The following is a 24,671-nucleotide window of genomic DNA, read 5'->3' on the forward strand; positions in this document are numbered from 1 at the left end:
TTATCCATAAATGGAGACCTCTAAAAAATGGTATTTTAGAGGTCTTCAATGGTGACATATCATATAATATCAAGAAGTGATAAGGGACTATAGCAAACAATTAGTCTGCATATATATCAATCTAATTATAGCGAAAAAGCCAATAATTGGAATCTTGACTTTTTTTGCTACATACATATCAATAGTAATAAGGAGCTATAGCTTAACCCTTTTAAATATATCCATATTATAACAAAAAATAAAACATAAATACAAACAAAGGTCTGAATCTTCTGTGAAAAATAAATTGAATATGATGCTAGTAATTTATATAATGTATGTAAGACTTTCTTTTTTCTTTTTATAATCCATAAATACTACAACCCTTTCGGGGAAATGACTTTGTAAAGCAGTGTTGCTTGCAAAAATTCATATACCCGAAAGGGTTTTTTGTGTTTGAAAACAATTAGGGTTATGCCATTTATATAGATATTTCTAAAAAGAAAGGATGAAAGTAGTTGTATATATTTGAAATGGAAAATTGCAGAAGGACAATTAGCGATGGATTTATTTGATTTTTGAAAAAATTGAAAAGTAAAGAGGAATTTAATAAAAAAATTAAAATTAAAACATTAAGGGAGGAAATTGTAATGATAGGTGAAACTTTTAAAAATTTATTGTTAAGTCTGGCTGGTTTAATAGTGGGGTTGAGCGCCATATATTTAATAGTTAGATATAGCTTTAAATTAACAGTAGAAAAAGCTTTACCTAATTTAATAGCCTATGCTAGTTTATATTTACCAGGAGTTATAATATTTGGTTTAGTTGGATACTTTTCTAATTCATGGATTTTTGGAATTGTAATGGGTGTTATAGTTGAGGCAATTCGTTTCTATGGGTTAAGCAGAATACTAAATCATATATCGTCTTCTTTAAGAGCGATGAAAGTGAAAATTGCTATAGCAAAAGCAAATAAAATAACAAATACTAAAAACAAACCTTTAGAGGTAATTGAAGCTGCTGAAGTTAATATTGAAAGAGAGAACATAGTACAAGAGCAACCAGTAATTGAATTGAAAAAAGAACAGAAAGAAATTATACAAACAGAAGAACCAGAAATAATTGACGATGCAGATGATGTAGAGGATTTAGATGAAATAGAAGGATTAGAGCGTGTAGCGGTACTGGAGCACATAGAAATGGTCGCAGAAACTAAAGAGGAATCACTAGTTAAAAGTGATTCTGCAGTTAAGCGTGAACGTAAACAAGCAGAAACTACACCGGATACACAGGAAATTTATGAACAACTACAACTAGTGTTAGTTGGTGGGGATTTAGAAAAAAATAAAGAAGATATAAGTTTTGATTAATATAAGAGCTATCATCATGTTTAATGATGATAGCTTTTTTTGACACTCCCACGGCTAAAGCCGCAAGTCCTACACCTTACGGTGTAACGGATGGGATTCTTGAATGACTAAGCATTCGCAGTCCATTTCTGTTTTGAACAGCCTTCAAGATGAGGGTGTGCCATCACCCCTCCTAAGACAGACCATATAGGTTCTTAGGCTGATTGACTATTACCGCCAACCACAGTTGCGTAGCGAATATTCATCGCCCCAACGATATCACGATGTTTCTCAAATCCACATTGGCACTTGTATTTTCTGTCTTGCGCCTTGTTCTTTTCAGAACATTTCGGACATGTTTGACTTGTATAAGAAGGGTCCACATATTCGACCTTTATGCCAACTAATGTCGCTTTGTACTCGATGAATTGTGCTAAACGATGGAATGACCAAGTGTGTAGATTTTTTTCGTTTTTACGGCTTGTTCGTGCCGTCTGTCTAATGTTCGTTAGTTGCTCTAATCGAATGACAGAAATATTATTATCCGTTGCAAAATCAACGATTACACGACTTACTTTGTGGTCTTGGTCTTGCATCCATCTTTGTTCTTTATCATCAAGTTGACGAAGGGCATTCAGTTTCTTAGCTTCTCCTAATTTCTTGCGAACACTGCGAAACTTACGTTTCATAAATTTGTTTTGCCTACCGTTCCCGAAGAAACGAACTTTATCATCATCTGTGATGGCTACCGCAGGAACTTTGAGACCTAAGTCTACTCCTAAAATCTTTGTTCCCGTTTTTTCGTTTGTAGGAATCGTGACAGATATTTGAGCAATCCATTTAGCAGATTTCTTCGTGATACGAAGTGTACCTAACTTGTGCTTCAACAATTCGAAATTGCGATTATATTTGTCGATTAATAAAGCGCGAACCTTTAAACGAGTTGACTTTCCGTTTACCATAAACGGAATTGAAATGTGTGTGAAGTCAAATGAATAGTTTTGGTTATTCCATACACAAACAGGTCTTTTTAGAATCGGAACGATTTTGTATTTACTCTTTTTCACCTTTGTAGAAAACACACTTTTCGCATCTTTAATTGCTTGATTTTTCACCGCACTTGGGATATTGGCTTCAATATCCTTTGTACTCTTCTTCGTGCTTTTCTTTGATTCAACCATTTCAGATACAAGGGCATTAATGACTTTTATATACTCGTGGCTACTTTGTTCCAATAGCATGATTTGTTGTTTTGTTGGAAGCAATTTAACTTTAACTGTGATGGTTTGTGGCACAAGTTTCACCCCCTCGTTTTTTGATTTTCAACATAATGTTTTATTGTCTCACTTGATACATTTCCAGCAGTAGAAACAAAATAAGAACGCGTCCATAGGCTCGGCAAGTGTTGAAGATGAGGAAACTCTTCTCTCAAACGTTTTGATGTCACTCCTTTAATTTTTGCCATTGTATCAGCAGGACTAAGTGTTGGTGGTGTATTTAAGAACAAGTGAACGTGGTCTTTGTCGCATTCCATTGCAACAATAGAAACATCCAATTCTCCGCCTATTTCTTGAACCAACTCTTTGAAACGTTCTTCTACTTTTGTATTAAGAAAAATCTTTCTTCTGTATCGTGGGCAAAACACAAAATGATAGTTAATTAATGACACGGTTGTTTTGGTTCTTCTATAATCATTCATCATGTTTGCATTGTATCAGTTGGATTATAAAACTGCAACACGAAAGATAAAAAAATAAAAGATACCAACATTTTGGATACTTAGAGTGCCACAAACCTTGCGGCTTTTAGTAGCACTCCTTATCCAACCTCACTTTCATCCCCTGCCTAAACGCGAGGGGCTTTCTCGTTCGGGAAGGGCTGTAATTTGAATTAAAAAACTCGTTTTAAGATGAACTAGTTACTATCTTACTCTGTTTCTGTTAAGTGGCAATAAAGTCATTTAAAAAATAATAAAGTTGTTTAAAAAATACCAATCATTGTATTCAACAATCGGGCCATTTTCCGGAATAAAAAAATGAGTATTTATGTTATGATGTGTTCGTATCGGGGGATTTATATGTATGATATTTTAATGATGTCTTTATTTATTGTGTTGACGATTAAGGAGATGAGTGATGAGGATTTTTCAATATCAAGGACAAGAAGAGGATCATTATACAAATATCTTAATGAATATCTTAGCAAGGAATGATTGTAGTTTAGTCGATGATTTCTTAAAAAGTCTTATACCAGAACCTGCACAAAAATTTACCTTTAAACAATTAAAGATAAATACTCGTGTGAAATACTGTCCTCAAGAGGAAAAAGAATACGAGTATATCATAGGTATTGCTCCGTACAAAAAAGCTATCGATACCCGAAATAAATATGAAGATAACTCGGGTTCTATTCCAGATGCATGGATATGTGGTAATAATTTTAATCTCTTATTTGAATTTAAGATTAGAGGTGTACTTGATGAAGCCCAAATAGCAGCGCACCAAAAACTATTAGGAGAGAATGTCAAAATAATTAGATTAACATGGACTGATGTTATATCTGCACTAAAAAAAATTCACACACCCAAAGACTCTATAAGCTACTACTTACTAAATGAATTTCTCTACGTTACAGATAACTTTAAATCGAAACGACGGTCATCGGGTATGCCTAGTCAGATTATAAGTAATATCAATAAAGAAGACGAATGCCATTTCATCATAACCGGTAGTAAAAAATTGAAAGTTTATACGGTTGAAATCATGATGAACGGAAAGAAAGAAATCCTACATAGCAACTTAAAGGGGATACAGGAGGCTAGAAGCTGGGTTGCTAATTATGTACATACTCAACATAAACAATTACCTATACTTTTTGAAGGTATGAATACAGAAATATCGGATTATTGCGTTGTACCAGGTAGAGCAGAAAAAAATAATCAGTGGAACCAATGGCGATTAGGAGGGTTTATTAACATTTAGGTCTGAGTCCATATTCTAGTTATTCCATTAAAGGGCACTATTGTTGAATATAACTTAGACTTTTAAACGACTTTATTGTTATATTTTTTAGTGTAGTGAAGTACCTTACATCAAGATTAAACAAGCATAACCACGTTCTAAATTCAGAACGTGGTTATGCTTGTTTGAACTTTTAAAATCAAATAACTTTATTCTCATTTTACAGTTTCAATAATGGAAAAATAAATATCATGGTACTGTTAAGAGATAATAAAGTTGTTTTAATTTCTATCCATTTAAATGTGTTTGCACTCAAAAATCAATAATAAAGTTGTTTAACTCTTGTTCAACTAAAGCACCCGTTAGTTCAATAACTTACCTATACTGTTTTGGATCTTTTTCTCTTCTAATTGGACCATTATGAGCAATACTCCATTCAACAACTCGGTCAGTAATTCTGTCATATAAATCGTCTTCAAGATAAGGATTTTCATAATCGAGTAATGTTTTAATATCAAATTTAATTTCTTCTAAATAATGGCTTTCGAAGGTTTTACTGTCATTTAAAATATCCCAAATGTATTCGCAAAAACGCTCTAGGCCCTCATCCCAATTACCATTCCCATTGTTTTGTGCTTCATATCGAAGCTTTTCTACTGCTCTTATTAGTTCACCTTCGATAGTGTCTGATTGACCATTCTTTGGAACTTGGTTTTTCCAAATGTTTTTAGCTTCTTCAAAGTACTTCATAATAGCCTCCTTGAAAATCTTTTCGCTCTTTTTATAAAACATGTACTTTAATAACAATTTCCTTTTAATAAATTATAGCATTCCTTATTAAACCATCCTGCACCGTTAGTTCAATAAGAAGTAAACAACTTTAAAGAGCTTTACTACAATACAATGTAGCAAGGCTCTTATATTTTTTATATCTAAATTAAATAACTGTATTATCACTTTACATGTACACTTGTTGTACGCGAATAATAAACTTGTTAAAAGTAATAACGCCATTTCAAAAACTCTAGAAACATATGGTAATAATTAGTGTAATCGTTCTTTATCCTGTATGATAAAAATAGGGATATTCCAATATTTTCATAGAAAATAATTAGCTTAATATAAGTAGAAAAAATTATTAATAGGAACGAAAAGGATGATCAAAATGGGAAGAAAAAGGAACTCGCATGACATAGACCGTGTCTTTGTTAAAGACTTAAAATATGAAAATGGAAAGATAAGAGTTCTTTAAAAAATGTTGTATTTGAAACCCGTGATGTTTCACAAAAATATTACGTATATGCAATATATGGAGTCAATGAAAATAATAAAGGTGCATATAATTTATATTTTAATTAGTTCAGCCCCTTGGAGGGCGCTCCAAGGGGCTAAGATTCGAGAATTTTTAAACTCTTGTTAATTTATATGAGGACTCCTTAAAGAGTACCTATGCAATTTTAACACTTAACCATTTATTTTTACAACTGTATATATAGATTTGTGTGTTAGTAGGTATCATGTTGCGTAACCATAATTGGTGAGCGAAGGTGAGGGGACAACAGAAGTACTGACTGGACCTACGGAGTATAAATGAGAAGATTCTTGGTTTTCTCCCAACCACCAAACATAAAGCGAATAGTTAAGAAAGATAGAAAGTTATATGATGCAGGTGCTTTTTTTTAGTTATATAGAAATTATACATTAAACATACTTAAGGAGTCATTTAAGTATAAAGATAATTGATAATCATACAATGATATGGAAAGGTCTTTTCGAACATGTTAGTTAATTCAAAGTATATGTATTATTTGGAACCTGTGCGAGGGTGCTTTTTTAATTCACATTATTATAAGGACAAGCATATTATGTAATAGGACGAGTTCTTCGTGTCCTATTCAATGCTCAGGATAACCCCGATTCACATTGAGAGCACCGGTAGCGGGGGTGCTCTCTTTTTATTGAATAATATATTTAAATGTATATAATATGATTATTAAATTTTTTTTCAATATAAGGGGTACAAATTCGATGCGACGTAAAGAGGATTTGTTAAAACAATGGAAGGTGGATCTGCAAGCTGTTCAAGAAGAAAAGAGGATGAAGAAGAAAGCTAAGAATAAAAAATATAGCATTCCTGGTAATACAGCGGGATTCATGAATGGAAAGAATACTTATCGTAAAGAGAATGGGGTATGGAAACAAAGAAGTAAATGACGTGAAGGTAAATAAGTTTAGTTAAGTTTATAGCAAGTATTGTAGGCGCTTCCGTGATCTGGTTGGCGTCTTGTTTGTTGTTAAGGAAAAATAACAAAATCAAAGAATATAAGTACGGGATTAGGAGAAAAAATAATAGTCTTGTCGTTTGCTATAACCCACTAGGAAAAAGCGAATAACAAGACAATAGACAAGTAGTGAGAGGGAATTCCCATTCTCGATTGAAATTACATCGCAAAATCCAAATGCCGTATAAGAAATATTAAACTTATAAATGAAAAAAGAAACATGCTAGTGTCCCAAAAATATAAGTTTTTAAGGCTCTACCAGGATATGAATTGCAGGTACATCCCCGTATCGGTATAACGCGGAACACTATGTTCTTGGAACGGTGGACAGTAGTTGCCACGGAGAAGTCGGAGTGTTGGTTGTTAACAATGAAGTTCCTAAAGAGGAAAATTATGCAAGATCATGAAATTGAAAGAGGTACTCGTATTGCTAAAGGCGACATAGCTTCGGTGGAAAAAGCTCATTTATAGAAAAAAAGAATGAGGAAAGTGGATTGGATTATTAGCGAAATCCAACCATAATCATTTCTTCATTTTTTATTTCAATTATAAATTTATATTCTTTATCCAATAACCAGAAATAAAAACTGACTGCATCAATATCAACTAGTGATTGGAATACTTTATCAAGATTTGTGCTTATTACAGGGATTTCATAGTTATCCCATAGTATAAAAATTTGTTCATCAAAACCTGGTTTGTTTTCTTTAATAAGGGAAATTAGTTGTTCTTTATTTAAAGCTATTAATTGATTGTCTATCTGTTCCCAATCTATTCTTCCAGAGACAGTTATAGGAAATGAATTTATTAAAGTATTTGCAATTTGTTGGCTTTTATTTTGAGAGAAAATGAGAGTTTCCTCTCCGAGAGATTCAATACATTCATTAAACAAAGGGTTTGTATCATTGCTATTTTTTGTTTTCAGTGCCCGTAACTTTTGTTGCATTTTCCATCGTCTTGAGGATCTATCACTCATTTTTATCATTCCTTCTACAATTAATTAGGAGTCAGTATAGCATATAGTAACAGTTCTTAGTAAAGAAACTATTAGGCAATTGAAATAAGCCTCTACTTTCACCATATTTAGTTTAAGAATTAGATTGTCCGATTCTTTTGAAACATAACTATAATAATTCAATTTCAATATCATAAGCAACCCAATTATTATATAGAAATACAAATTCAATGACTGGAATTCAATGTTTTGTTACGCTATAAATAGCTTGATTTGTTTTTAACTTAAATATATTAAGAGTACTTAATAATTTTTAGGAGGCTTTTTTGAATGAATTTATGTAAGGCGAAAACCTGGTTACCATTATCTGCTGCAATGATTACAGTCGTATCAAATCCAGTGGGGACTGCGGCTTCAACGGTTTATACGGTTCAAAAGAATGATACCCTAGAAGCAATAAGTAAACAATATGAGGTGTCCGTACAATCACTTAAACAAGAAAACAATAAAGAAAATGATCAAATTAATATTGGAGAACGTTTAACAATTCCGGTATCGTCAACTGCAAACAAATATGTTCAGAAAAATAATTCACCAGTTTCAACTAATACATATCAAGCAATTTACCAAGTGAAAATTGGGGATACATTAAGTTCTATATCACAACAATATAAGGTTTCAATACAGTCCATAAAACAAAACAATAACGTAGACGAAAATCATATTTTTGTCGGTCAGCACTTAAAGATTAATACTGGTATTTCATTACAAGAAGTGGATTTAATGGCTCGTTTAGTAAATGCAGAAGCAGGAGGAGAACCGCATGCAGGAAAGGTTGCAGTTGCAAAGGTAGTATTAAATCGTGCTAACGCAAATGGTTTTCCAAATACAATTACAGGTGTAATTTATGAACCCATTAAAAATGGTTATGCATTTACTCCTGTTACAGACGGTAGAATTAATCAGCCTGCTACACAGGAAGCAAGAATGGCAGTAGAAGAGGCTCTCACTTCAAAAGGAACAAATTCTGATTGGCTTTATTTCTACAATCCAAAAACCTCGACTGATAAATGGATTACAACACGTCAAACCGTTGCACAAATTGGAAACCATCTGTTTGCTAAATAAAATAATCGTACATTAATAGGTTTCCAATGAGATAAGGAGAGGTTATTTTTGCGTGTAGTTCATTCACTATTAGCAATATTAGCAGTTATATTTTTAATTTGTGGTGCTATTATTCACGAGTATGTATTGGTGTTTTTGGTAGGGATTTGTTGCATGGTGATAGTAAGTTTTATAATTTCCAGTATACGTAATTGGAAAGAGAATAGAAAGCGTATTTCTATCGTGTATTTTACTTGTGTATTAATATTATTGCTATTGACAATATATCTTTTGTTTGTCACTTTTTATACACGTTCTTTGGAATTTTAGCACTTTTATATAAGCTAACGCGGCACAAAAATCAAAAAGAATGATGAATTTTTCAAAAAATAATCAGCTCGGATTAACGAGCTGATTATTACATCCAAAAATCCTCAAAGTCTACGCTGTAACCTTTTCTTTTTAAGGCCCTAATTAATTTTTGGCCATTCCCTAATGAAGGTTTGTATGTATTTGAACGAGAAATACGACTAATTGTATTTTGATTTACTCCACTCCATTCCTTTAATTCGGTTTGAGTAATATTATTTCTTCTTAAAAATTTACCAAACTTTGATGATGGTTTCCCCAATCCAAACATTGTGAACACTCCTATTCTTAAATCCTCTATTAATCACATCTTTACCAAAGCATGATTTTTTTAAACAAAAGTGTTAATAATGTACAAGCCCCACGCAATATGATGTATCAAGGTAGCCACTCTGGTATTTAGCAAACTTATTACCAAATTAGATACCAAATCAACCAGCCTATGTACTAGCAAGGTATCTACCAAGTTAACAGTCAAGATAATGTTATCAAGGTAATAGGCACATAAACCCTATATTTTATCTAGTTTGTTCATTTTGTTTATAGAGGAGGGCAATTAAATGCGTGGTAGGAAGGAAACAATTTCTTTTCGTGAGTGTATGAATCGATCTTACGAAGAGAAAGAAAAGAAAATACGTAAATACAATTCAGTTAGTCCTTTCGCATTCCTTCATATGTCGGATCAGGTACTACATACTTACATTGCATTAGGAGTAATGGGAACGATTTTAATAGGGGCAGTCATATTAGAAAAATATTTGGTGCGACATGACCATATATCGGCAGCTAAATTTATAAGTGAAGGTATTTATTACGGCATGCGAATAGGCGGGGGTTGTTTGATTGGATATGTATTTATTCGCATCCTAATCATGTTTTAGGGGGAAGTATATGAGAATGATAAAGAATTGGCTTCATACAAAAAGGTTAAGGAATCAACTTATAGAGGTATTTGGAAAAGCAGGTCTATATACGGAACATCAAACACGCGGGGGGAAAGTGCCTATTTATCCAAAGATATATAATATATCTTTTTCAGCGGAAAGCGTGAGATATGTATTTACCATACCAAACGGATTAGATCCACAGAAGATTGAAAAGAAGTGGTTTTGTTTTCAGCAAATATTAGGACGGAATATTACGATTGAAGGGGATGTGAAAAAGTTTGTCCTACATGTATTTCATTCGAATGCTGGGCTAAAGCCGTATACTTATTGTTATAGAGAATGGCAGCCACAATTAAAAGGTTACGGTTTACCTGTTGTGGTAGGCAGGGACCAATACGGAAAAATGGTTGCGTACGACATGATTGGTTCCAATTCACCGCACTTATTAATCGCAGGAGAAACGGGAAGTGGGAAAAGTAGTATGGTACGTGTTGTACTATCCACACTCATTCAATATATGTCTCCTAATACGTTGCATTTGTATCTTGGTGATTTAAAAAACTCTGAATTTCATTTTTTACGTAGAGTGAAGCATGTAAAAGAAGTTTGTATGGAAGAAATCGAAATGAAAATAATGCTTCAAAAGTTATGGAGGGAAATCAGGGAACGAAGAAAACTTATGGAAGAATATGAAGTTGATCATATTGATGCGTACAACAAATTAAATCCAGATCATCAAAAGCCATATATCCTACTTGCTATCGATGAGGTGGCTATGCTTAAAGATGAAAAAGAGTGTATGGCTACAATTGAAAAGATTTCAGCAGTTGGGCGATCACTTGGGGTTTTTCTTTTGCTTAGTATGCAGAGGCCAGATGCCAAGGTGTTAGATGGTAAGTTAAAACTTAATATGACTGTAAGAATGGGCTTTAAATGTGATAGTGTGATTAATAGTAATATTATGGGTACTCCTGGTTCAGAGTATTTAGAGCAATCTGGACAAATGATTTTTAAACGAAATGGATTAAAGAAAGTGCAAGCTCCTTATTTGGAATTAAGTAAGGCGAAACAAATTGTTGAACCGTATCGCATGTCTAAAGAGGAGAAGATACTCAAGAATTCATCGCAAGAAGAAATTCCGTTATTTGGGGTGTTAGATGATGAAGAGTAGAGATAAAGGAATTCTGAATGATTTGAAGCAATTTAGATGCATGTCCCGAGACGATATTATTGACTTGCATTTTCAAGGTTTAAAGAATGCGATAACCTGCTGTAATACGGTTATGAAACGATTAAGAAGAGACGGTCATGTTGATGCTAACGTATTGCAGCACCCATATATTTATTTTCCGCAACCCAGTTCTATCAGAAAAACCAGTCAAAAAATCCCTCATTTCCTTGGTATTGTGGACGTATACAAACAACTTGTTCATTATGAAAATCCTAAGTTATTTAAAGTGGAACCAAAGTATGGGAAGGAATATATGGAGCCGGATGCTTTTACTATATGGCGTAGGTCGCCATTCTTTATTGAACTTCAAAAGTCAGTGTACAGTAAAAAAATAATGCAAGATAAGATAAATAGATATGAGTTATACTTCCATAGCCAAGAATGGCATAATGAATCTTGGCAACCGAAGACTTCTAAATTCTTTCCTTCAATTCTTATCATTACCGACAAATATTACGACGTTCAATCTCCTTATTTCCGTATATTCCAGGCAAATTCTATAGAGAGTTTTATGCATAATTTAGTAGTGAAATCATAAAGAAAGCCTGCATAGTGCAGAGCTTTTTTCCTTTCAATAATGTATTAAGTCATGTGTGATGATCGTTAGAGGGCAATAAATGCGAAGAGTCAATTTGAAACAAGTTATGAAATAGTAAAAAAATGAAGAAAGTAATCGTTTAAATAATTTTAATGGTTAAGTAAATATCACATTTATAAATATTGGTATAGGTAATTTTATTATCTTTCGAAAATGTAATGTTGACGTAATGTTTTTGAATTTCTCTTCAAACGAAAACAGATTAAGATTACAGTAGTATAGAAAATCAATGAGGTGAACAATATGAAAAAATATATGGCACTTTTTAGCCTTTTAGTTGTATTTGCAAGTCTGCTAGTTGGGTGTGATATCAATCGTATGGGTAAAGATGAATATTACGTTCAAATTACAATAGATGGAAAAGAGGGAGTTTCAAAATCTATGGATGGGAAAGTGATGGGAAAGGAGTATGAATATACATTATCGGGTTTTGATAAGGAAGGTAAAGAAAAAGAGTTAGAATTTATGGCACAAAAGAATCTTCGTAAAGAAGCATTCCTACGTGTATATCACTCAGAGAAAAAAGGTGTAACAGCTTGGGAGGAAGTGCAGGAAGACGAGCTTCCTAAGAAAGCAAAAGAAAAACTAGGTGTGAAATAATCATTTATTTGTGATGGTGGATTCTCCTACGTGGAGGGTTCGCCGTTTTTTTATTATATGTTATGTTGTAGTTTTTTATATAAAGCATATTGAAAAAATAAGGTAAATCTTCCGGAATGAGATCTCCATAATTAATAATTTGTACGTTAACCTTTCCGTTATTACTAAATCCATTTATATCAACGATTTGTCCCACATATCGCGTTGTACCAATATCTTTTAAAGTACGTATAAAAAATGCCCTTTATCTTATCTTTATCTTATCTTTACCCTATCTTTAAACTTTTATATTAAACTTAAAACCTTAAAGTATTGATGTTTGAGTCTAAAAAGGGCGGGAGATAGATGTCCATTACATAGTTTGTAAATAACCAATTACCTTTGAAAAATTGAATTTTTTATACGAGGAGGAATATATGAAGGATACAAGTAAAAAACAAATTATAAAAGTGTTCCTTATTAGTATTTTGGGCTTAGGAATTATACTTGCAATGCTATATTTTAATCATAAAACCAATATTCAACAAAATAAAGCGCTAGCCACCGAAAAACGTGTATTGCAATATGAATCTACCTTGAAAAAAGAATTAGAAAAATATAATTTAGGAGAGAAAACAGCAGTTTTATTAGGAATTATGTACCAAGAGAGTAGAGGTGAGGGAAACGATCCTATGCAGTCATCCGAATCGCTTGGATTAAAGCCAAATGAAATTCAAGAGACAAGCTTGAGCATTGAACAAGGGGTAAAACACTTTGCTAAAATGTACAAATATGGAAAGGACAAGGATGTTAGCATGGATACAATTATTCAAAGCTATAATATGGGGCCAGGGTATATTGATTTTGTTGCTAGTCAAGAAGTTAAACAACACTCGGAGGATTCAGCCAAAAAGTTTTCTAAGATAAAAGTTGATCAAAATCCAGCGATGTATACTTGTGGTGGAAATAAAAATAATTTTAGGTATCCATATTGTTATGGTGATTTCACATATGCCACAAAGGTAAATGAAAAAACAAAACTTATTGAAGAACTTCTTCGAAATGTACATAGCTCTTCTAAATAAGTTGCAGAATGAAATATAGTGATACTCAGTTATTAACAATAATATCTAAGAAAAAACTACTTCCTTTCTTAATTCACATAATTTTCAAAAATAAATCCCATAGATGTTAATATTTGTTATATAATATATTTATCAAAGTATTACCCCTAAAGCTTCTACAGTCAAGCTGTAAGATAGTTTGTTTGGCCCGTATATTCACCTTAAAACAAAAAGAACTTGTGGAGATTCCTACAAGTTCTTTTTGTTTTAAGGGTTAAAAGTGGATTTTAAATATAGTTGCAATTTTTTGAGGGGGAAAAGTAAATGTTTATAAAAACAGAAAGATTATTAATACGAAAATTTGAGTTCAAAGATTGGCAAGTTGTTCATGAGTATACATCAGATATCAATGTTATGAAATACATACCTGAAGGGGTTTTTACTGAAGAAGATACAAGGAACTTTGTGAATGAAAACATTGGTAAAAGCGCTAAGAACTTTCCTGTGGTATTAATAGATGAAAATATCCTAATTGGTCATATTGTTTTTCATAAATATTTTGGTGAGCATACATATGAGATTGGTTGGGTGTTCAATCCTAAATATTTCAATAAAGGATATGCTTCTGAAGCAGCACAAGCTACATTGGAATATGGGTTTAAGGAATTGAAGTTACATAGAATTATAGCTACATGTCAGCCACAGAATATACCATCATATCGAGTGATGGAGAAGATTGGAATGAGAAGGGAAGGCTATTTCAGGAAGTGTATACCACATGGGAATGAATGGTGGGATGAATATTATTACGCTATTTTAGAAGAAGAGTAGTGTTTTAGAACGCATTATTTAAATTGAAGCTCCTATCTCTAAAGAGGCAAGTTGACTAACATTAGTAGGATTCTTGTTACCAAAGGCGAAGTCCATTTCTGCTATGGCTGACATGCAAGACCATGGTGTCCCATTACCACTATCGTGATTACCCTTATGCATTCTTAAAATATAGAATATTAGAAATATATTATGGTAAAATGTGTATAAGTATATATTATTAAATAGATTGGAGAATACTAGAATGAAAGTACAATTACTAAGAGTAGGGATATTGGCTTGCTTCATGATATTTTGTTGGTCCTATGAAGATGTCTCTGCTGCATCTACGTGTGAGCCATATGGTGAAATTAAGCCAAACCAAAATCCCTCTCGTCAGCACATAAATTGCCTACTAACGAACGCAGCATTAAAAGAAAATGTTCCTCCTGAAGTTATAAAAGCAGTAGCTACACAAGAAAGTGGATGGAAACAATTTGATGGAAACGGCCAGCCAATCATAGCGCAAGACGGTGGAATTGGGATTATGCAAATTACCAATCAACCTCAGTTCGATCAACAAAAGTTAAAATATGATATTAATTATAATATTGAAGCAGGTGTTAAAGTTCTTCATAGTATGTATCAGCGAACAGATCTTCCTAAGGTAAAAGCTGCTGGACCAGAAGTAATCGAAAACTGGTACTTTTCCGTTATGGCTTATAATGGAACAAAACCTGCAAACAGTCCTTTGTATAAAGCTACTGGTCAAAAAAATTTAAACGCTTATCAGGAAAAAGTATTTTCTATTCTAGAACAATACAGTTTTTTAAATGATACAAAATTGAGTCAGTTTCCTTTCAGTACAGCTGATTTCGAATATGATCCTAACACGAGCACAAATATTATATTTAAAAAGAAGGAGTACACACTAACAAATCTACATTCTTCTATCTATCACCTAAAAACAGGTGATCAAGTACTTGTAACAAGAGATGGCGTAAATTTAAGATCTAAACCTACTTCCGCTTCAAGTGGGAAACCGTTAAGTAAAAATACCAACTTGATTATTCAAGGAAACGCTGCATATGATGAATCTGTAGATAGTAGCAATCAGTTTGTATGGTATCCAGTTAAAACTGCAGATCAAAAACTAGTAGGTTATATTTCTTCTGCATATATTATGAAAAAATTATAATTTAAAATCAAACGGTGAAGATAATCACTGATAAAGATATGGTAGTGATGGGAACGGTTGAACCAAATATAATTGTGGGTTCTGGTAAAAAAAATATTAAACTTGAACATACCGATACTGATACTCTACAAAGGATTGTAACCGACATGGAACAAAATGGTTGTTCAAGTGGAAGCATTTTGTTCCTAACTGTATTTTGTAAACAGTGAAATGATACAAGCGGTACAACTTGAATTTTCGTAAAGAAGCACCCCTGCGTGTATATTACTTAGGAAAGTTTGGTTGGGAGGAAGTGAAGAGAGACGAGCTCACAGCGAAAGTAAAAGAAAGAATAGATATGAAATAATTAGTTACTTATGATGGCGGATTCTCTTACATGGAGGATTCGCTGTTTTTTTATTTACAATGAGAAACGCATGTTAGGGTGAATATTGAGGTTAATTGGAATGCCAGACTGATCGATACAGTGAACGTATCAATTATTGATTTATATAAGTACCTATACATACCAGGTTATCGAAATTTTGTTCATTTGTTTCCATTAGAGGTGCATCTTGGGGGAAGAAGAAAGTGTGCAAAAGAAGTGTTAGAAAGCCGTAGCGTGATTGAGAGAATTAAATTCGTAAGATGTCTCGTAATAGATAGCATAATAGAGAATTAAATCGTTGTATATTTTAATATATTGTTATAGTATTACGAAAGGAAATAAGGTAATATAAGGTAAATACGCTATTGTTATTGTATAAATATAGCGCAAACAGGGAGAATGAACATGAAAAAGTATCTAGTAGCAGGATTATTGTTGTCAAGTTTATTAGTGGGGTGTGGTCAGGAGAACGCCTCTACCAAGAAAGACACGCCTAAGAGTGAGCAGGAAGTGAAGAAGGACGCGCAAGCCGATAAGAAGGTAGATGAAACAAAGCATGATGAATTAAAGGACACGGAAAAGTTGGATGATAACGTGCCAAAGGATAACGAAAACAAAGCGCTTGATACGAAAAATAGAGAAGATAAAGTTGATTTTGTGCAGTATCAGCTTCCATCAGATGAAAGTAGTTCTACGATGCCTGTCGATTACTTTGAAGCACTTGAACATGGTATGCCATATGAAGAAGTAGCTAAGGTGTTACACCGTAATGCGACAAGTGCAATTAAAACTAAGAAATTTGATACTGAATTAATTGAATATACTTATGAGGCGCCAGAAGCGGTGATACAAGTTCAATTTAAGGATGGTAATTTATTTGGTGCGGAATATGTTGGTCAAGATAAGGAAATGTATTCAGTCATTCCTGTTGGATGGGATGTAAAAAATAATCGTTGGGAGGAAGAAAAAAACGTAGGCGTGCGATCTAGTGAGAGTAAGTCAAACAACCACACGTCTCAAAGGAACGAAGGCAAGAATGTTGAAGCCAACGATAAACCCGCATCTAGTACAGCAGGTGTAGAGGCAGATAATAAGTCCGAAGAAGCTACTACCAATCATAAACCTAATAATAAAGAAGTTGAACAACATCATAATAAGGAACAGCAACGTAAGGAAGTAGAAGAATTTAAGCCGAGTGATGCAGACATGGAACGCATTAAACGACAAGAAGACCGTTGGAATACGCCATCAGGTGGTTTTGGTGCTACATGGCAAGAAGAAATGGAAGAGATGAAAAAACAGAAATAAAATAACATATATACCTATTATAAGGATTAAGCGAATTTAAAGTGGGAAATTTATAGTTTTTATCATATTTTATTAGATTCATTCTATAAAATTCAAAAGGATTTCTCATTACTCTGTCTATTATAAAATGTTAATATTGTTGTTGATATTGTCTTATAAGAAGGAATTCATTTAAGATATTAATTGAAAATATTAATTGGGAGGATGTTAGAAATGGAATTAAATAATGGGGATGGAATTAATATAGAAAAAAGTGCAAGTATTAACATGGAAGAAATGGAGTTATTATTGCTAGCCGATCCCTCTACAGAAGTAGTTAATGGGTATCTTAAAAAGGGAGATTGTTTTGTTTTAAAAAAAGATGCTGTTACTGTAGGTATTATGATTTTAATTCCTACCCGAACTGAAACAATTGAGATTATTAATATAGCAGTTTCCGAAAAAGAGCAAGGAAAAGGATATGGGAAATACCTACTTAAATTTGCTATAGATTATGCTAAAAAAGAAAAATATAAAACTATAGAAATAGGCACAGGAAATTCTAGTTTAATGCAATTAGGCCTTTATCAAAAATGTGGTTTTAGAATAACTAGTGTGGATAAGGACTTTTTCTTACGAAATTATAATGAAGAAATATATGAAAATGGTATTCAATGTATGGATATGATTAGGTTAACGCAAAATTTATAAAAATTATTTACATCAAAAAAATCGCAACACCCTTTAAATGTAGAGGGTTGCGATTTTTTTGATGTAATGCGTCATTATGATTTATGGGTAGCATTAGGGAGTATATGTATTTGAGAATTATTACAAAATCAACAAGTGTTAATAAATTCATCTGTTATGTCAACAATTTGAATATATTTCAAATTGTTTTTTATAATTCAGATAGTTCTTTTTCCATTAATTTTAATAAAAAGTAAAAATATAAAATTCATCCATTTTAGTTATGGTAAATGTTCATTTAAACAACCAACTGATGGGACTTATTGGATAATTATTGGCGTGATTTTTTTATTTATTCAAGGATGAAAATCGTACTAAATGTAGATATAACAACTATTATATTGTTTTAATGATATATAAATATTTGGTTTTTTCAAAAAAGAATTTTCTGAATTATAAATATTATTATATATTGAGAAAGTAAAAAAATAGAAAAATATCAATTGAATCCCAAAAAATAACGTGTGAATATTATAGATATAAATTACACCTTGATATTTCACATGAATTTCTACAAATTTAGATGTTTATTAAATTAGGAGGATTGATAGTGCTAGAATGTAGTTTGTTGCTAATTCAGTATTTTATATGCATCCATGGGATTTTAGAACGCACAGTTATTATTTGCTAGTTGGCATTTTAATATCAAATCTTTTGGGGAAGTGATAAGTAATGGTCACAGTATTAAATAATGAAACTAAAAGTTTATTAGTTGAAAAAATTGCAAATAAAAATGCGTGTATTGGATATGTAGGCCTAGGTTATGTTGGACTACCATCAGCTCTTAAATGTTTAGAAGTAGGTTATGCGGTAAGAGGTTTTGATAAAAACTCAGCAAAAATAAGAAAACTAGAACGTGGAATAAGTTATATCAGCGATATTCAAGATACTGAAATCCAAGATGCTTTACATACAAATAGATTTTTTGTTAGTACAGAAATGAATGATATAAACGAATGTGATGTTGTAGTTATATGTGTTCCTACACCATTAGAAAGAACTAGTAAACAACCAGATTTAACATATATTCATTCAGCAGTTGATGAAATAGTTAAATACATTAAAAAAGGTACATTAATTATTCTAGAAAGTACTACTTATCCAGGTACTACAAGAGAAGAAGTTTTATACAAATTAGAACAGAAAACTAATTTTAAAATTGGTGTAGATATATTTGTAGCATACTCTCCAGAGCGAATCGATCCTGCAAATCAATCGTTTTCAATTCAAGATATTATAAAAATCGTAGGTGGAGTTACATCTAATTGTACCGATTGTGCAGCAGCCTTCTATAGTAATTTAATTAAGGATATTCATAAGGTAAGCAGTCCAGAAGTAGCAGAGACAGCTAAGTTATTAGAAAATACGTATCGTTTTATAAATATCGCTTTTATTAATGAAATGACCCAAATTTGTAATGAGTTAAATATAAATATTTGGGAAGTAATTGATGCCTCAGGAACTAAGCCATTTGGATTTCAAAAATTCTATCCTGGTCCTGGCGTAGGAGGACACTGCATTCCGATTGATCCTATTTATTTTAAGTGGATTGCAAATAATAAGGACTTAGCAACAAAAATGATTGATGTGGCAAGAGAAATTAATGAAAACATGCCTAAGTATGTTCTTAATAGAGCACTACAGTTACTACATGATAAAGATGGTAAGAATATTCTTATGGTTGGGGTAGCATATAAAAAGAATGTTAATGATGCTAGGGAATCGCCAGCTTTGGATATTATGAATGATTTAATGATAGAAGACTATAACGTGGATTATTACGATCCGTTTATAGAGGAACTCATTGTGGGCGATAACACATTGAAAAAATCTATAGATTTAAACATAAGTCAATTAGACAAATACACTTTAATTATTGTTCATACAGATCATGATTGCATTAATTTTAAATTGCTTAATGAGGTAAATTGTTTAATTTTAGACACAAGAAACATATTTAAAGATGAATCAGTATATAAAAAAAATATTATAAGTTTGTAGGTGATTACATGGTAGAGTTTATTCCTTTTTATCGACCAGAAATCAATGATGAAGATATAGATAGGGTAGTTTCTGCCCTTAAATCTGGATGGCTTTCAAAGGGGCCAAAAGTGATAGAGTTTGAAGAGAATTTAAAAGAATATCTGAATACTGAACATGTAGTAAGTTGTAATTCAGGGACTGCCGCATTACATTTAGCATTACTGTCTCTGGGAGTTGGATTAGAAGACGAAGTAATAGTTCCAAGTTTTACTTTTTGTTCAAGTGTAAACGTTATTATGCATGTAGGTGCAAAACCTGTATTTGTAGACATAGATGAAGAGGATTTATGTCTTGATCTTCAAGATGTTAAAAGAAAAATCACTAAAAAAACGAAAGCAATTATTGCAGTTCACTTTGCTGGATACCCGGCTAAATTAAAAGAACTTCAAAAATTATGTAAAGAATACGGATTGTTTTTGATAGAGGATGCAGCGCATGCATTAGGAACAAAATATGATAATACTTTAATTGGTACACATGGAGATGTCATTTGTTTTAGTTTTTATGCAACAAAAAATATAACAACAGGTGAAGGCGGAGCGTTAGTCACTAAAAATGAATCGATTGCTGAAAAAGCTAGATTATATGGTTGGCATGGTATCACGAAAAATGCATGGAATCGTTATGGTGAAGAAGGAAGCTGGCGTTATGATGTTCTATTACCTGGGTTTAAATATAACATGATGGATCTACAAGCTAGTTTGGGTATTAGTCAGTTAAAAAGAGCTGATGAAATGATTGAAAAACGCAAGAGAATAGCTGAAAGGTACCAAGAGGAATTAAAGGAGGTTCAAGAGTATATAACGTTACCTAATTATACTAACGATCCAAGTGTAAAACACGCATGGCATTTATTTGTTATAAAAATTAATTCTAATTCCCCTGTTAGTAGAGATCAGGTAATTCAGGAAATGAAAAAGAGAAATATTGGACTTAGTGTTCACTTTATCCCTGTTCATATGCATCCGTATTATGAAGAGAGATTTAACGTATATTTACCTAAAACGGAAGAAATATTTAATCAAATTATTTCATTACCTCTGTATAGTGCTCTTACAGACAATGAAGTTGAACATATTATAACGTCTTTAAAAAGTCTATATCAATTAAAAATAGGGAGGTAAATATTTATGAAAATCGGGGTTATTGGTGGCAGCGGATTTATTGGTAAACATGTTACAAAGGAGTTATTAGCAAGGGGGTATGAAGTAGTTATATTTGATAAATTTAAACCGAGTATTGATGTTCCTTTTAAGGAAATTGATATTTTAGATATTGCAACATTAAGAGAAAATCTTATTAATGTCGATGGGGTAATCCATTTAGCTGCATTAGTGGGTGTTGATAATTGCCGTTTAAATGAAGAAGATGTAGTGAGGGTGAACTTTGAAGGCACGAAAAATATTGTACAGATATGTAACGAAAATGGTATAGAAAAATTATTGTTTTCTTCCAGTTCAGAGGTATATGGGGATGGCGTGAGTGTTCCGTTTAAAGAAAATGATATTAAAATTCCAAAATCAGCTTATGGAAAAGCTAAATTAATGTCCGAAGACTATTTGAAAGAATATGCTAGTGATAGTTTGAAAGTCAGAGTGGTACGTTATTTTAATGTATACGGTTCACAACAAAATGATAACTTTGTAATTTCTAAGTTTTTAAAACAAGCTCATAGTGGTGAAGATATTACTATTTATGGAGATGGACAGCAAATTAGATGTTTTAGTTATATAAGTGATATTGTTAACGGAACTATACTAGCCTTTGAATATGAAGGAGAGAAATTTGCAGATTTTAATGTTGGCAATAACAAACCTATATCTATGGAAGAACTAGCAATAAAAATTAATGAATTAATGGGAAATAAAAGTAAAATTAAATTTCTTGATTTAGGTGAAGAGGGAGTCAGAAATTCTAGCATTGAAATCTTTAGAAGAATCCCTTCAATAGAGAAAGCTAAATTATTTTTAAACTATCAACCAATTATTTCATTAGATAAAGGACTAGAGATAATAATAGGGGAGAAGTATGGAAACACAGTATCTATATCCTAAGAATCCAAAGAAAATTAAGTATCCCATATATTCTTCTCTTTGGAGTATATCTGATCATGTATTTTTTTTGAAAAGTGTATATAGACCTAATGATTCTAAACTTAAAAAAAGTCTTCAAGCTCTTTATCCGGATGCAGAAATTGTATTAACTAATAGCGGTACATCTGCATTAGTGGTTGGTTTAAAGTACTTAAAAGTAGCAAAGGGAGATGAAGTGATTCTATCAAACTTTAATTGTCCTAATGTGATAGAAGCAATATTAACGGTGGGAGCAAAACCTGTATTAATTGATTTAAACACTAATCATTCAATTTCTCTTAATAAAATAAAAAAACATTTGAATGCTAATACAAAGGCAATTATTCTTACGCACTTGTATGGATGTCATGATGATTTAGAAATTATTGACTGGGCTAGAGAAAATAATATTTATATCATCGATGATGCTGCACAAGCAATGTTTTCTTATCAAAATGGAAAGCCAGTTGGTAGTTTAGGCGACATTGGTATTTTAAGTTTTGGGGGAACGAAACCAATCCCAAGTATTGGGGGAGGAGCGTTACTTCTTAATCGTACAATAAGTGAATTGTGTGACATGGATGAAGAAAAGAAGGAAGAAGTGATTTTAGATTATAAGAATCATTTAAAAACACAATTAGGTATAAGAATAAAAAAGAGTAGAGTACTGAGCTTATTTACTAATTATTGGAGGAAATTAGAGATTCTGCCCTCCTATAATAATAGTAAATTAGATTCTTTACCGGAGAAAACGGAAGTTATAAACCCAAAAAGAATGTCTATAGTACGTTCATTGTTAATTGATAAACACCTACAGAAAACAAAGAAGATTTTAGAAATGAATATATGTAACGCTAGTCTGTGTTATACAATGCTGCAGGAAATTGAAGAAAAGTATGGCGTTAAGATTATATTTTCAACTCAGAACGTTTATTTGAACTATTTTACCATTATATTCAAAGAACCATCTGATAGGTATGAGTGTTCTGTACATTTAGCGGAAAAAGGTATACAAACTTGTTGGAACTATTTACCTCTGAGTGAAATCCCTATTTTTTCGAAGTACGCAACCGAGTCAGAAAATATAGATTTTTTATGGCCAAGGGTATTATCAATACCTTTTAAATATCCTTTAGTAGACAAGGACCTTAAGTATATATGTAGTCAAATTCTAAAATATTTAGAGAATAAGAATTAAAAGGTGATTATATGGAAATCGAAATATGTACTGACGCCCAATACTGGGATTCTTGTATGGAAGAATATAATGGTTCTGTATTTCATAGTTTCGAATGGGGAAAGTTAATGGAATTATTACCTGGTGTTCAATTTTTCCCAGTACTAATAGAAACACGAGATACAGTAGTTTTATCTCCTATGTATGTACAAGATGGTAGGCTATTGGGAAGTTTAATTGGTTATGGTGGCCCAATAATAATCGGCCAAGATAAATTAGATTTTTCAGTTTATGAATCCATAATAAATAAGAAGTTTGAAAATAAAATTCAAAAGCTTTTATTACCTATAACGATAAATCCTTTTCAAAGTTATAGTAAGGAAAAGTGGGATTATAAAGAAACTTATATGTTAGATCTACCAAATAAGTTTGAGGATTTATGGACATCGTGTTCTGGGAAAGCTAGGACAAGTGTTAGGTATGCACGTAAACAGAATGTTGAAATTCGTCCTATAACTGTAGCGGAATTAGATGAGTTTTACCAATTATATCAAGAACATAATAACAGTATAGGAGCTAGTTATTCATTTAGTAGAGAGTTTTTTTATCATTTAGTTCTTAATTTACAAGAAGAAATTCTTTTTTTAGGGGCATTCTTAGAAGAAGAACTAATTAGTTCTAGCCTTTTTATAATGGATAAACAGGTTTTATATTACTGGATTAATATTAATAATACCAAAGGAAAAAATTCGCAATCTTCATATTTACTACTAAATGATGCGTTTGAATTAGCAATTCATAATAAATTAAAGTATGCGGATTTAGGATATTCACATAATAAAGGGATTGCTAGACCCAAGATATACTGGGGGGCAGCTTTGAAAAAATGTTTTTGTTTAAAAGAAAGGATTTAAACTATGATTATTAGTGGCCACCAACCAAGTTATTTACCTTGGTATGGTTTTTTTGAAAAAATTCATAAATCAGATGTGTTTGTATTTCATGATATAGCACAATTTGAAAAAAAAGGTTTTTTAAATAGGAATCGTATTAAGACTTCACAAGGAGCGTCTTGGCTAACGGTTCCAATACAAACGAAGAATTATAAAGAAATTCCATTTAATGAGTTAAAGATAGACAATACTCAAGATTGGGAACGGAAGCATTGGAAAACGATAAGAATTAATTATTCTAATGCACCTTATTTTAATGTATATAAGGATTATTTAGAAGGTTTTTATTCAGAAGATTGGATTAATTTAAATGATATGAACATGAATTTTATTCATTTTATTATCCGTGAATTAAATATTGATACGGAGCTATATTATGTATCAGATCTAGAAGGGATTACAGGTAAGAAAAGTGATTTTGTATTAGAATTGTGTCAGAAATTTAATGCCAGTACTTATTATTCTGGAAGTTTAGGGCAAGATTATTTAAACAAAAATGACTTTGAGAATGAGAATATAGAAATTATCTACCAAAGAATAAGAGATTATTCCTACAAGCAATTATTTGGGGAATTTATACCACATTTGTCTATTTTAGATATTTTACTAAATTGTGGGCCAAAGGAAACAGAAAAATTAATTAAAGGAGTCTAA

Annotated in this window: 24 protein-coding genes and 1 pseudogene; 20 read left to right on the forward strand and 5 right to left on the reverse strand. The window is 32.0% G+C overall.

Going from position 1 to position 24,671, the window contains the following annotated elements; genetic code table 11:
• Positions 1-629 precede the first annotated feature (629 nt).
• Positions 630-1,349: a hypothetical protein gene (locus N2V79_RS27765; RefSeq protein WP_109737185.1), complete on the forward strand. Its 720-nt coding sequence runs from the start codon at positions 630-632 to the stop codon at positions 1,347-1,349.
• Positions 1,350-1,543: 194 nt separating this feature from the next.
• Here the strand turns inward: N2V79_RS27765 and N2V79_RS27770 are convergent, their stop codons facing one another.
• Positions 1,544-2,623 carry an RNA-guided endonuclease InsQ/TnpB family protein gene (locus N2V79_RS27770; RefSeq protein ID WP_050844933.1) on the reverse strand — a complete coding sequence of 360 codons (1,080 nt, stop codon included), beginning with the start codon at positions 2,621-2,623 and terminating at the stop codon, positions 1,544-1,546.
• Between the two features lie 5 nt (positions 2,624-2,628).
• A complete protein-coding gene (gene tnpA, locus N2V79_RS27775) occupies positions 2,629-3,030 on the reverse strand; it encodes an IS200/IS605 family transposase (protein WP_340720429.1) in 402 nt (133 codons plus the stop codon).
• A 433-nt stretch (positions 3,031-3,463) separates the two neighbouring features.
• On the opposite strand from tnpA, the gene N2V79_RS27780 reads away from it, so the two are divergent.
• The gene (locus N2V79_RS27780) at positions 3,464-4,309 is read left to right on the forward strand and encodes a hypothetical protein (RefSeq protein ID WP_340720430.1); all 846 of its coding nucleotides are present in this window, start codon (positions 3,464-3,466) and stop codon (positions 4,307-4,309) included.
• Between the two features lie 354 nt (positions 4,310-4,663).
• Here the strand turns inward: N2V79_RS27780 and N2V79_RS27785 are convergent, their stop codons facing one another.
• On the reverse strand, positions 4,664-5,038 hold the full coding sequence (locus tag N2V79_RS27785; protein WP_109737183.1) for a hypothetical protein: 375 nt from the start codon (positions 5,036-5,038) through the stop codon (positions 4,664-4,666).
• A gap of 1,278 nt (positions 5,039-6,316) precedes the next feature.
• On the opposite strand from N2V79_RS27785, the gene N2V79_RS27790 reads away from it, so the two are divergent.
• Positions 6,317-6,502: a hypothetical protein gene (locus tag N2V79_RS27790; protein ID WP_001253021.1), complete on the forward strand. Its 186-nt coding sequence runs from the start codon at positions 6,317-6,319 to the stop codon at positions 6,500-6,502.
• A gap of 570 nt (positions 6,503-7,072) precedes the next feature.
• Here N2V79_RS27790 and N2V79_RS27795 read toward each other — a convergent pair.
• The gene (locus N2V79_RS27795; RefSeq protein ID WP_222655467.1) at positions 7,073-7,546 is read right to left on the reverse strand and encodes a CDI toxin immunity protein; all 474 of its coding nucleotides are present in this window, start codon (positions 7,544-7,546) and stop codon (positions 7,073-7,075) included.
• 309 nt (positions 7,547-7,855) lie between these two features.
• Between N2V79_RS27795 and N2V79_RS27800 the strand changes: the two genes are divergently transcribed.
• Positions 7,856-8,653 carry a cell wall hydrolase gene (locus tag N2V79_RS27800; RefSeq protein ID WP_340720431.1) on the forward strand — a complete coding sequence of 266 codons (798 nt, stop codon included), beginning with the start codon at positions 7,856-7,858 and terminating at the stop codon, positions 8,651-8,653.
• A gap of 397 nt (positions 8,654-9,050) precedes the next feature.
• On the opposite strand, the gene N2V79_RS27805 is transcribed toward N2V79_RS27800, so the two are convergent.
• Positions 9,051-9,272: a helix-turn-helix transcriptional regulator gene (locus N2V79_RS27805; protein WP_340720432.1), complete on the reverse strand. Its 222-nt coding sequence runs from the start codon at positions 9,270-9,272 to the stop codon at positions 9,051-9,053.
• A 289-nt stretch (positions 9,273-9,561) separates the two neighbouring features.
• Between N2V79_RS27805 and N2V79_RS27810 the strand changes: the two genes are divergently transcribed.
• From N2V79_RS27810 to N2V79_RS27880, 16 genes and pseudogenes are all read left to right on the forward strand, one after another.
• Positions 9,562-9,882, forward strand: a complete 321-nt coding sequence (locus N2V79_RS27810) for a hypothetical protein (RefSeq protein ID WP_340720433.1) — start codon at positions 9,562-9,564, stop codon at positions 9,880-9,882.
• Positions 9,883-9,892: 10 nt separating this feature from the next.
• Entirely contained in the window at positions 9,893-11,059 is a 1,167-nt protein-coding gene (locus tag N2V79_RS27815; RefSeq protein ID WP_340720434.1) for an FtsK/SpoIIIE domain-containing protein, read from the forward strand.
• A gap of 22 nt (positions 11,060-11,081) precedes the next feature.
• The gene (locus N2V79_RS27820; RefSeq protein ID WP_071731766.1) at positions 11,082-11,657 is read left to right on the forward strand and encodes a replication-relaxation family protein; all 576 of its coding nucleotides are present in this window, start codon (positions 11,082-11,084) and stop codon (positions 11,655-11,657) included.
• Between the two features lie 303 nt (positions 11,658-11,960).
• Positions 11,961-12,317, forward strand: a complete 357-nt coding sequence (locus tag N2V79_RS27825) for a YxeA family protein (protein ID WP_340720435.1) — start codon at positions 11,961-11,963, stop codon at positions 12,315-12,317.
• Positions 12,318-12,733: 416 nt separating this feature from the next.
• Entirely contained in the window at positions 12,734-13,381 is a 648-nt protein-coding gene (locus tag N2V79_RS27830; RefSeq protein ID WP_340720436.1) for a lysozyme family protein, read from the forward strand.
• Positions 13,382-13,684: 303 nt separating this feature from the next.
• Positions 13,685-14,191 (forward strand): GNAT family N-acetyltransferase, encoded by a 507-nt coding sequence (locus tag N2V79_RS27835; protein WP_071731702.1) that lies wholly within the window; start codon positions 13,685-13,687, stop codon positions 14,189-14,191.
• A gap of 244 nt (positions 14,192-14,435) precedes the next feature.
• Positions 14,436-15,368 (forward strand): transglycosylase SLT domain-containing protein, encoded by a 933-nt coding sequence (locus N2V79_RS27840; RefSeq protein WP_340720437.1) that lies wholly within the window; start codon positions 14,436-14,438, stop codon positions 15,366-15,368.
• Between the two features lie 232 nt (positions 15,369-15,600).
• Positions 15,601-15,714: pseudogene (locus N2V79_RS29295) on the forward strand (YxeA family protein); the annotation flags it as partial.
• A gap of 426 nt (positions 15,715-16,140) precedes the next feature.
• Entirely contained in the window at positions 16,141-17,043 is a 903-nt protein-coding gene (locus N2V79_RS27845) for a hypothetical protein (RefSeq protein ID WP_340720438.1), read from the forward strand.
• A gap of 213 nt (positions 17,044-17,256) precedes the next feature.
• Positions 17,257-17,733 (forward strand): GNAT family N-acetyltransferase, encoded by a 477-nt coding sequence (locus N2V79_RS27850; RefSeq protein ID WP_109737176.1) that lies wholly within the window; start codon positions 17,257-17,259, stop codon positions 17,731-17,733.
• 711 nt (positions 17,734-18,444) lie between these two features.
• Positions 18,445-19,773 carry a nucleotide sugar dehydrogenase gene (locus N2V79_RS27855; protein ID WP_327898244.1) on the forward strand — a complete coding sequence of 443 codons (1,329 nt, stop codon included), beginning with the start codon at positions 18,445-18,447 and terminating at the stop codon, positions 19,771-19,773.
• 8 nt (positions 19,774-19,781) lie between these two features.
• On the forward strand, positions 19,782-20,939 hold the full coding sequence (locus N2V79_RS27860) for a DegT/DnrJ/EryC1/StrS family aminotransferase (RefSeq protein ID WP_098255196.1): 1,158 nt from the start codon (positions 19,782-19,784) through the stop codon (positions 20,937-20,939).
• A gap of 6 nt (positions 20,940-20,945) precedes the next feature.
• Entirely contained in the window at positions 20,946-21,869 is a 924-nt protein-coding gene (locus N2V79_RS27865; RefSeq protein ID WP_000690428.1) for an NAD-dependent epimerase/dehydratase family protein, read from the forward strand.
• Entirely contained in the window at positions 21,844-23,085 is a 1,242-nt protein-coding gene (locus N2V79_RS27870; RefSeq protein ID WP_098562111.1) for an aminotransferase class V-fold PLP-dependent enzyme, read from the forward strand. Before N2V79_RS27865 ends, N2V79_RS27870 begins: the two co-directional genes overlap by 26 nt.
• 11 nt (positions 23,086-23,096) lie before the next feature.
• Positions 23,097-23,978, forward strand: a complete 882-nt coding sequence (locus tag N2V79_RS27875; protein WP_340720439.1) for a GNAT family N-acetyltransferase — start codon at positions 23,097-23,099, stop codon at positions 23,976-23,978.
• Between the two features lie 3 nt (positions 23,979-23,981).
• Positions 23,982-24,671, forward strand: a complete 690-nt coding sequence (locus N2V79_RS27880) for a WbqC family protein (RefSeq protein WP_340720440.1) — start codon at positions 23,982-23,984, stop codon at positions 24,669-24,671.

This window comes from Bacillus sp. CH_70, from assembly GCF_038007045.1.
GTDB classification, from domain to species: Bacteria; Bacillota; Bacilli; order Bacillales; family Bacillaceae_G; genus Bacillus_A; species Bacillus_A cereus.

Bases quoted from the DNA above. Each gene is read 5' to 3' on its own strand.
- N2V79_RS27795 (WP_222655467.1), bottom strand. From the start codon at position 7,546: ATGAGTGATAGATCCTCAAGACGATGGAAAATGCAACAAAAGTTACGG.
- N2V79_RS27865 (WP_000690428.1), top strand. From the start codon at position 20,946: ATGAAAATCGGGGTTATTGGTGGCAGCGGATTTATTGGTAAACATGTT.
- N2V79_RS27840 (WP_340720437.1), top strand. From the start codon at position 14,436: ATGAAAGTACAATTACTAAGAGTAGGGATATTGGCTTGCTTCATGATA.
- tnpA (WP_340720429.1), bottom strand. From the start codon at position 3,030: ATGATGAATGATTATAGAAGAACCAAAACAACCGTGTCATTAATTAAC.
- N2V79_RS27790 (WP_001253021.1), top strand. From the start codon at position 6,317: ATGCGACGTAAAGAGGATTTGTTAAAACAATGGAAGGTGGATCTGCAA.
- N2V79_RS27850 (WP_109737176.1), top strand. From the start codon at position 17,257: ATGGAATTAAATAATGGGGATGGAATTAATATAGAAAAAAGTGCAAGT.
- N2V79_RS27815 (WP_340720434.1), top strand. From the start codon at position 9,893: ATGAGAATGATAAAGAATTGGCTTCATACAAAAAGGTTAAGGAATCAA.
- N2V79_RS27785 (WP_109737183.1), bottom strand. From the start codon at position 5,038: ATGAAGTACTTTGAAGAAGCTAAAAACATTTGGAAAAACCAAGTTCCA.
- N2V79_RS27875 (WP_340720439.1), top strand. From the start codon at position 23,097: ATGGAAATCGAAATATGTACTGACGCCCAATACTGGGATTCTTGTATG.
- N2V79_RS27810 (WP_340720433.1), top strand. From the start codon at position 9,562: ATGCGTGGTAGGAAGGAAACAATTTCTTTTCGTGAGTGTATGAATCGA.
- N2V79_RS27830 (WP_340720436.1), top strand. From the start codon at position 12,734: ATGAAGGATACAAGTAAAAAACAAATTATAAAAGTGTTCCTTATTAGT.
- N2V79_RS27880 (WP_340720440.1), top strand. From the start codon at position 23,982: ATGATTATTAGTGGCCACCAACCAAGTTATTTACCTTGGTATGGTTTT.
- N2V79_RS27805 (WP_340720432.1), bottom strand. From the start codon at position 9,272: ATGTTTGGATTGGGGAAACCATCATCAAAGTTTGGTAAATTTTTAAGA.
- N2V79_RS27800 (WP_340720431.1), top strand. From the start codon at position 7,856: ATGAATTTATGTAAGGCGAAAACCTGGTTACCATTATCTGCTGCAATG.
- N2V79_RS27860 (WP_098255196.1), top strand. From the start codon at position 19,782: ATGGTAGAGTTTATTCCTTTTTATCGACCAGAAATCAATGATGAAGAT.
- N2V79_RS27835 (WP_071731702.1), top strand. From the start codon at position 13,685: ATGTTTATAAAAACAGAAAGATTATTAATACGAAAATTTGAGTTCAAA.
- N2V79_RS27825 (WP_340720435.1), top strand. From the start codon at position 11,961: ATGAAAAAATATATGGCACTTTTTAGCCTTTTAGTTGTATTTGCAAGT.
- N2V79_RS27870 (WP_098562111.1), top strand. From the start codon at position 21,844: ATGGAAACACAGTATCTATATCCTAAGAATCCAAAGAAAATTAAGTAT.
- N2V79_RS27780 (WP_340720430.1), top strand. From the start codon at position 3,464: ATGAGGATTTTTCAATATCAAGGACAAGAAGAGGATCATTATACAAAT.
- N2V79_RS27765 (WP_109737185.1), top strand. From the start codon at position 630: ATGATAGGTGAAACTTTTAAAAATTTATTGTTAAGTCTGGCTGGTTTA.
- N2V79_RS27845 (WP_340720438.1), top strand. From the start codon at position 16,141: ATGAAAAAGTATCTAGTAGCAGGATTATTGTTGTCAAGTTTATTAGTG.
- N2V79_RS27855 (WP_327898244.1), top strand. From the start codon at position 18,445: ATGGTCACAGTATTAAATAATGAAACTAAAAGTTTATTAGTTGAAAAA.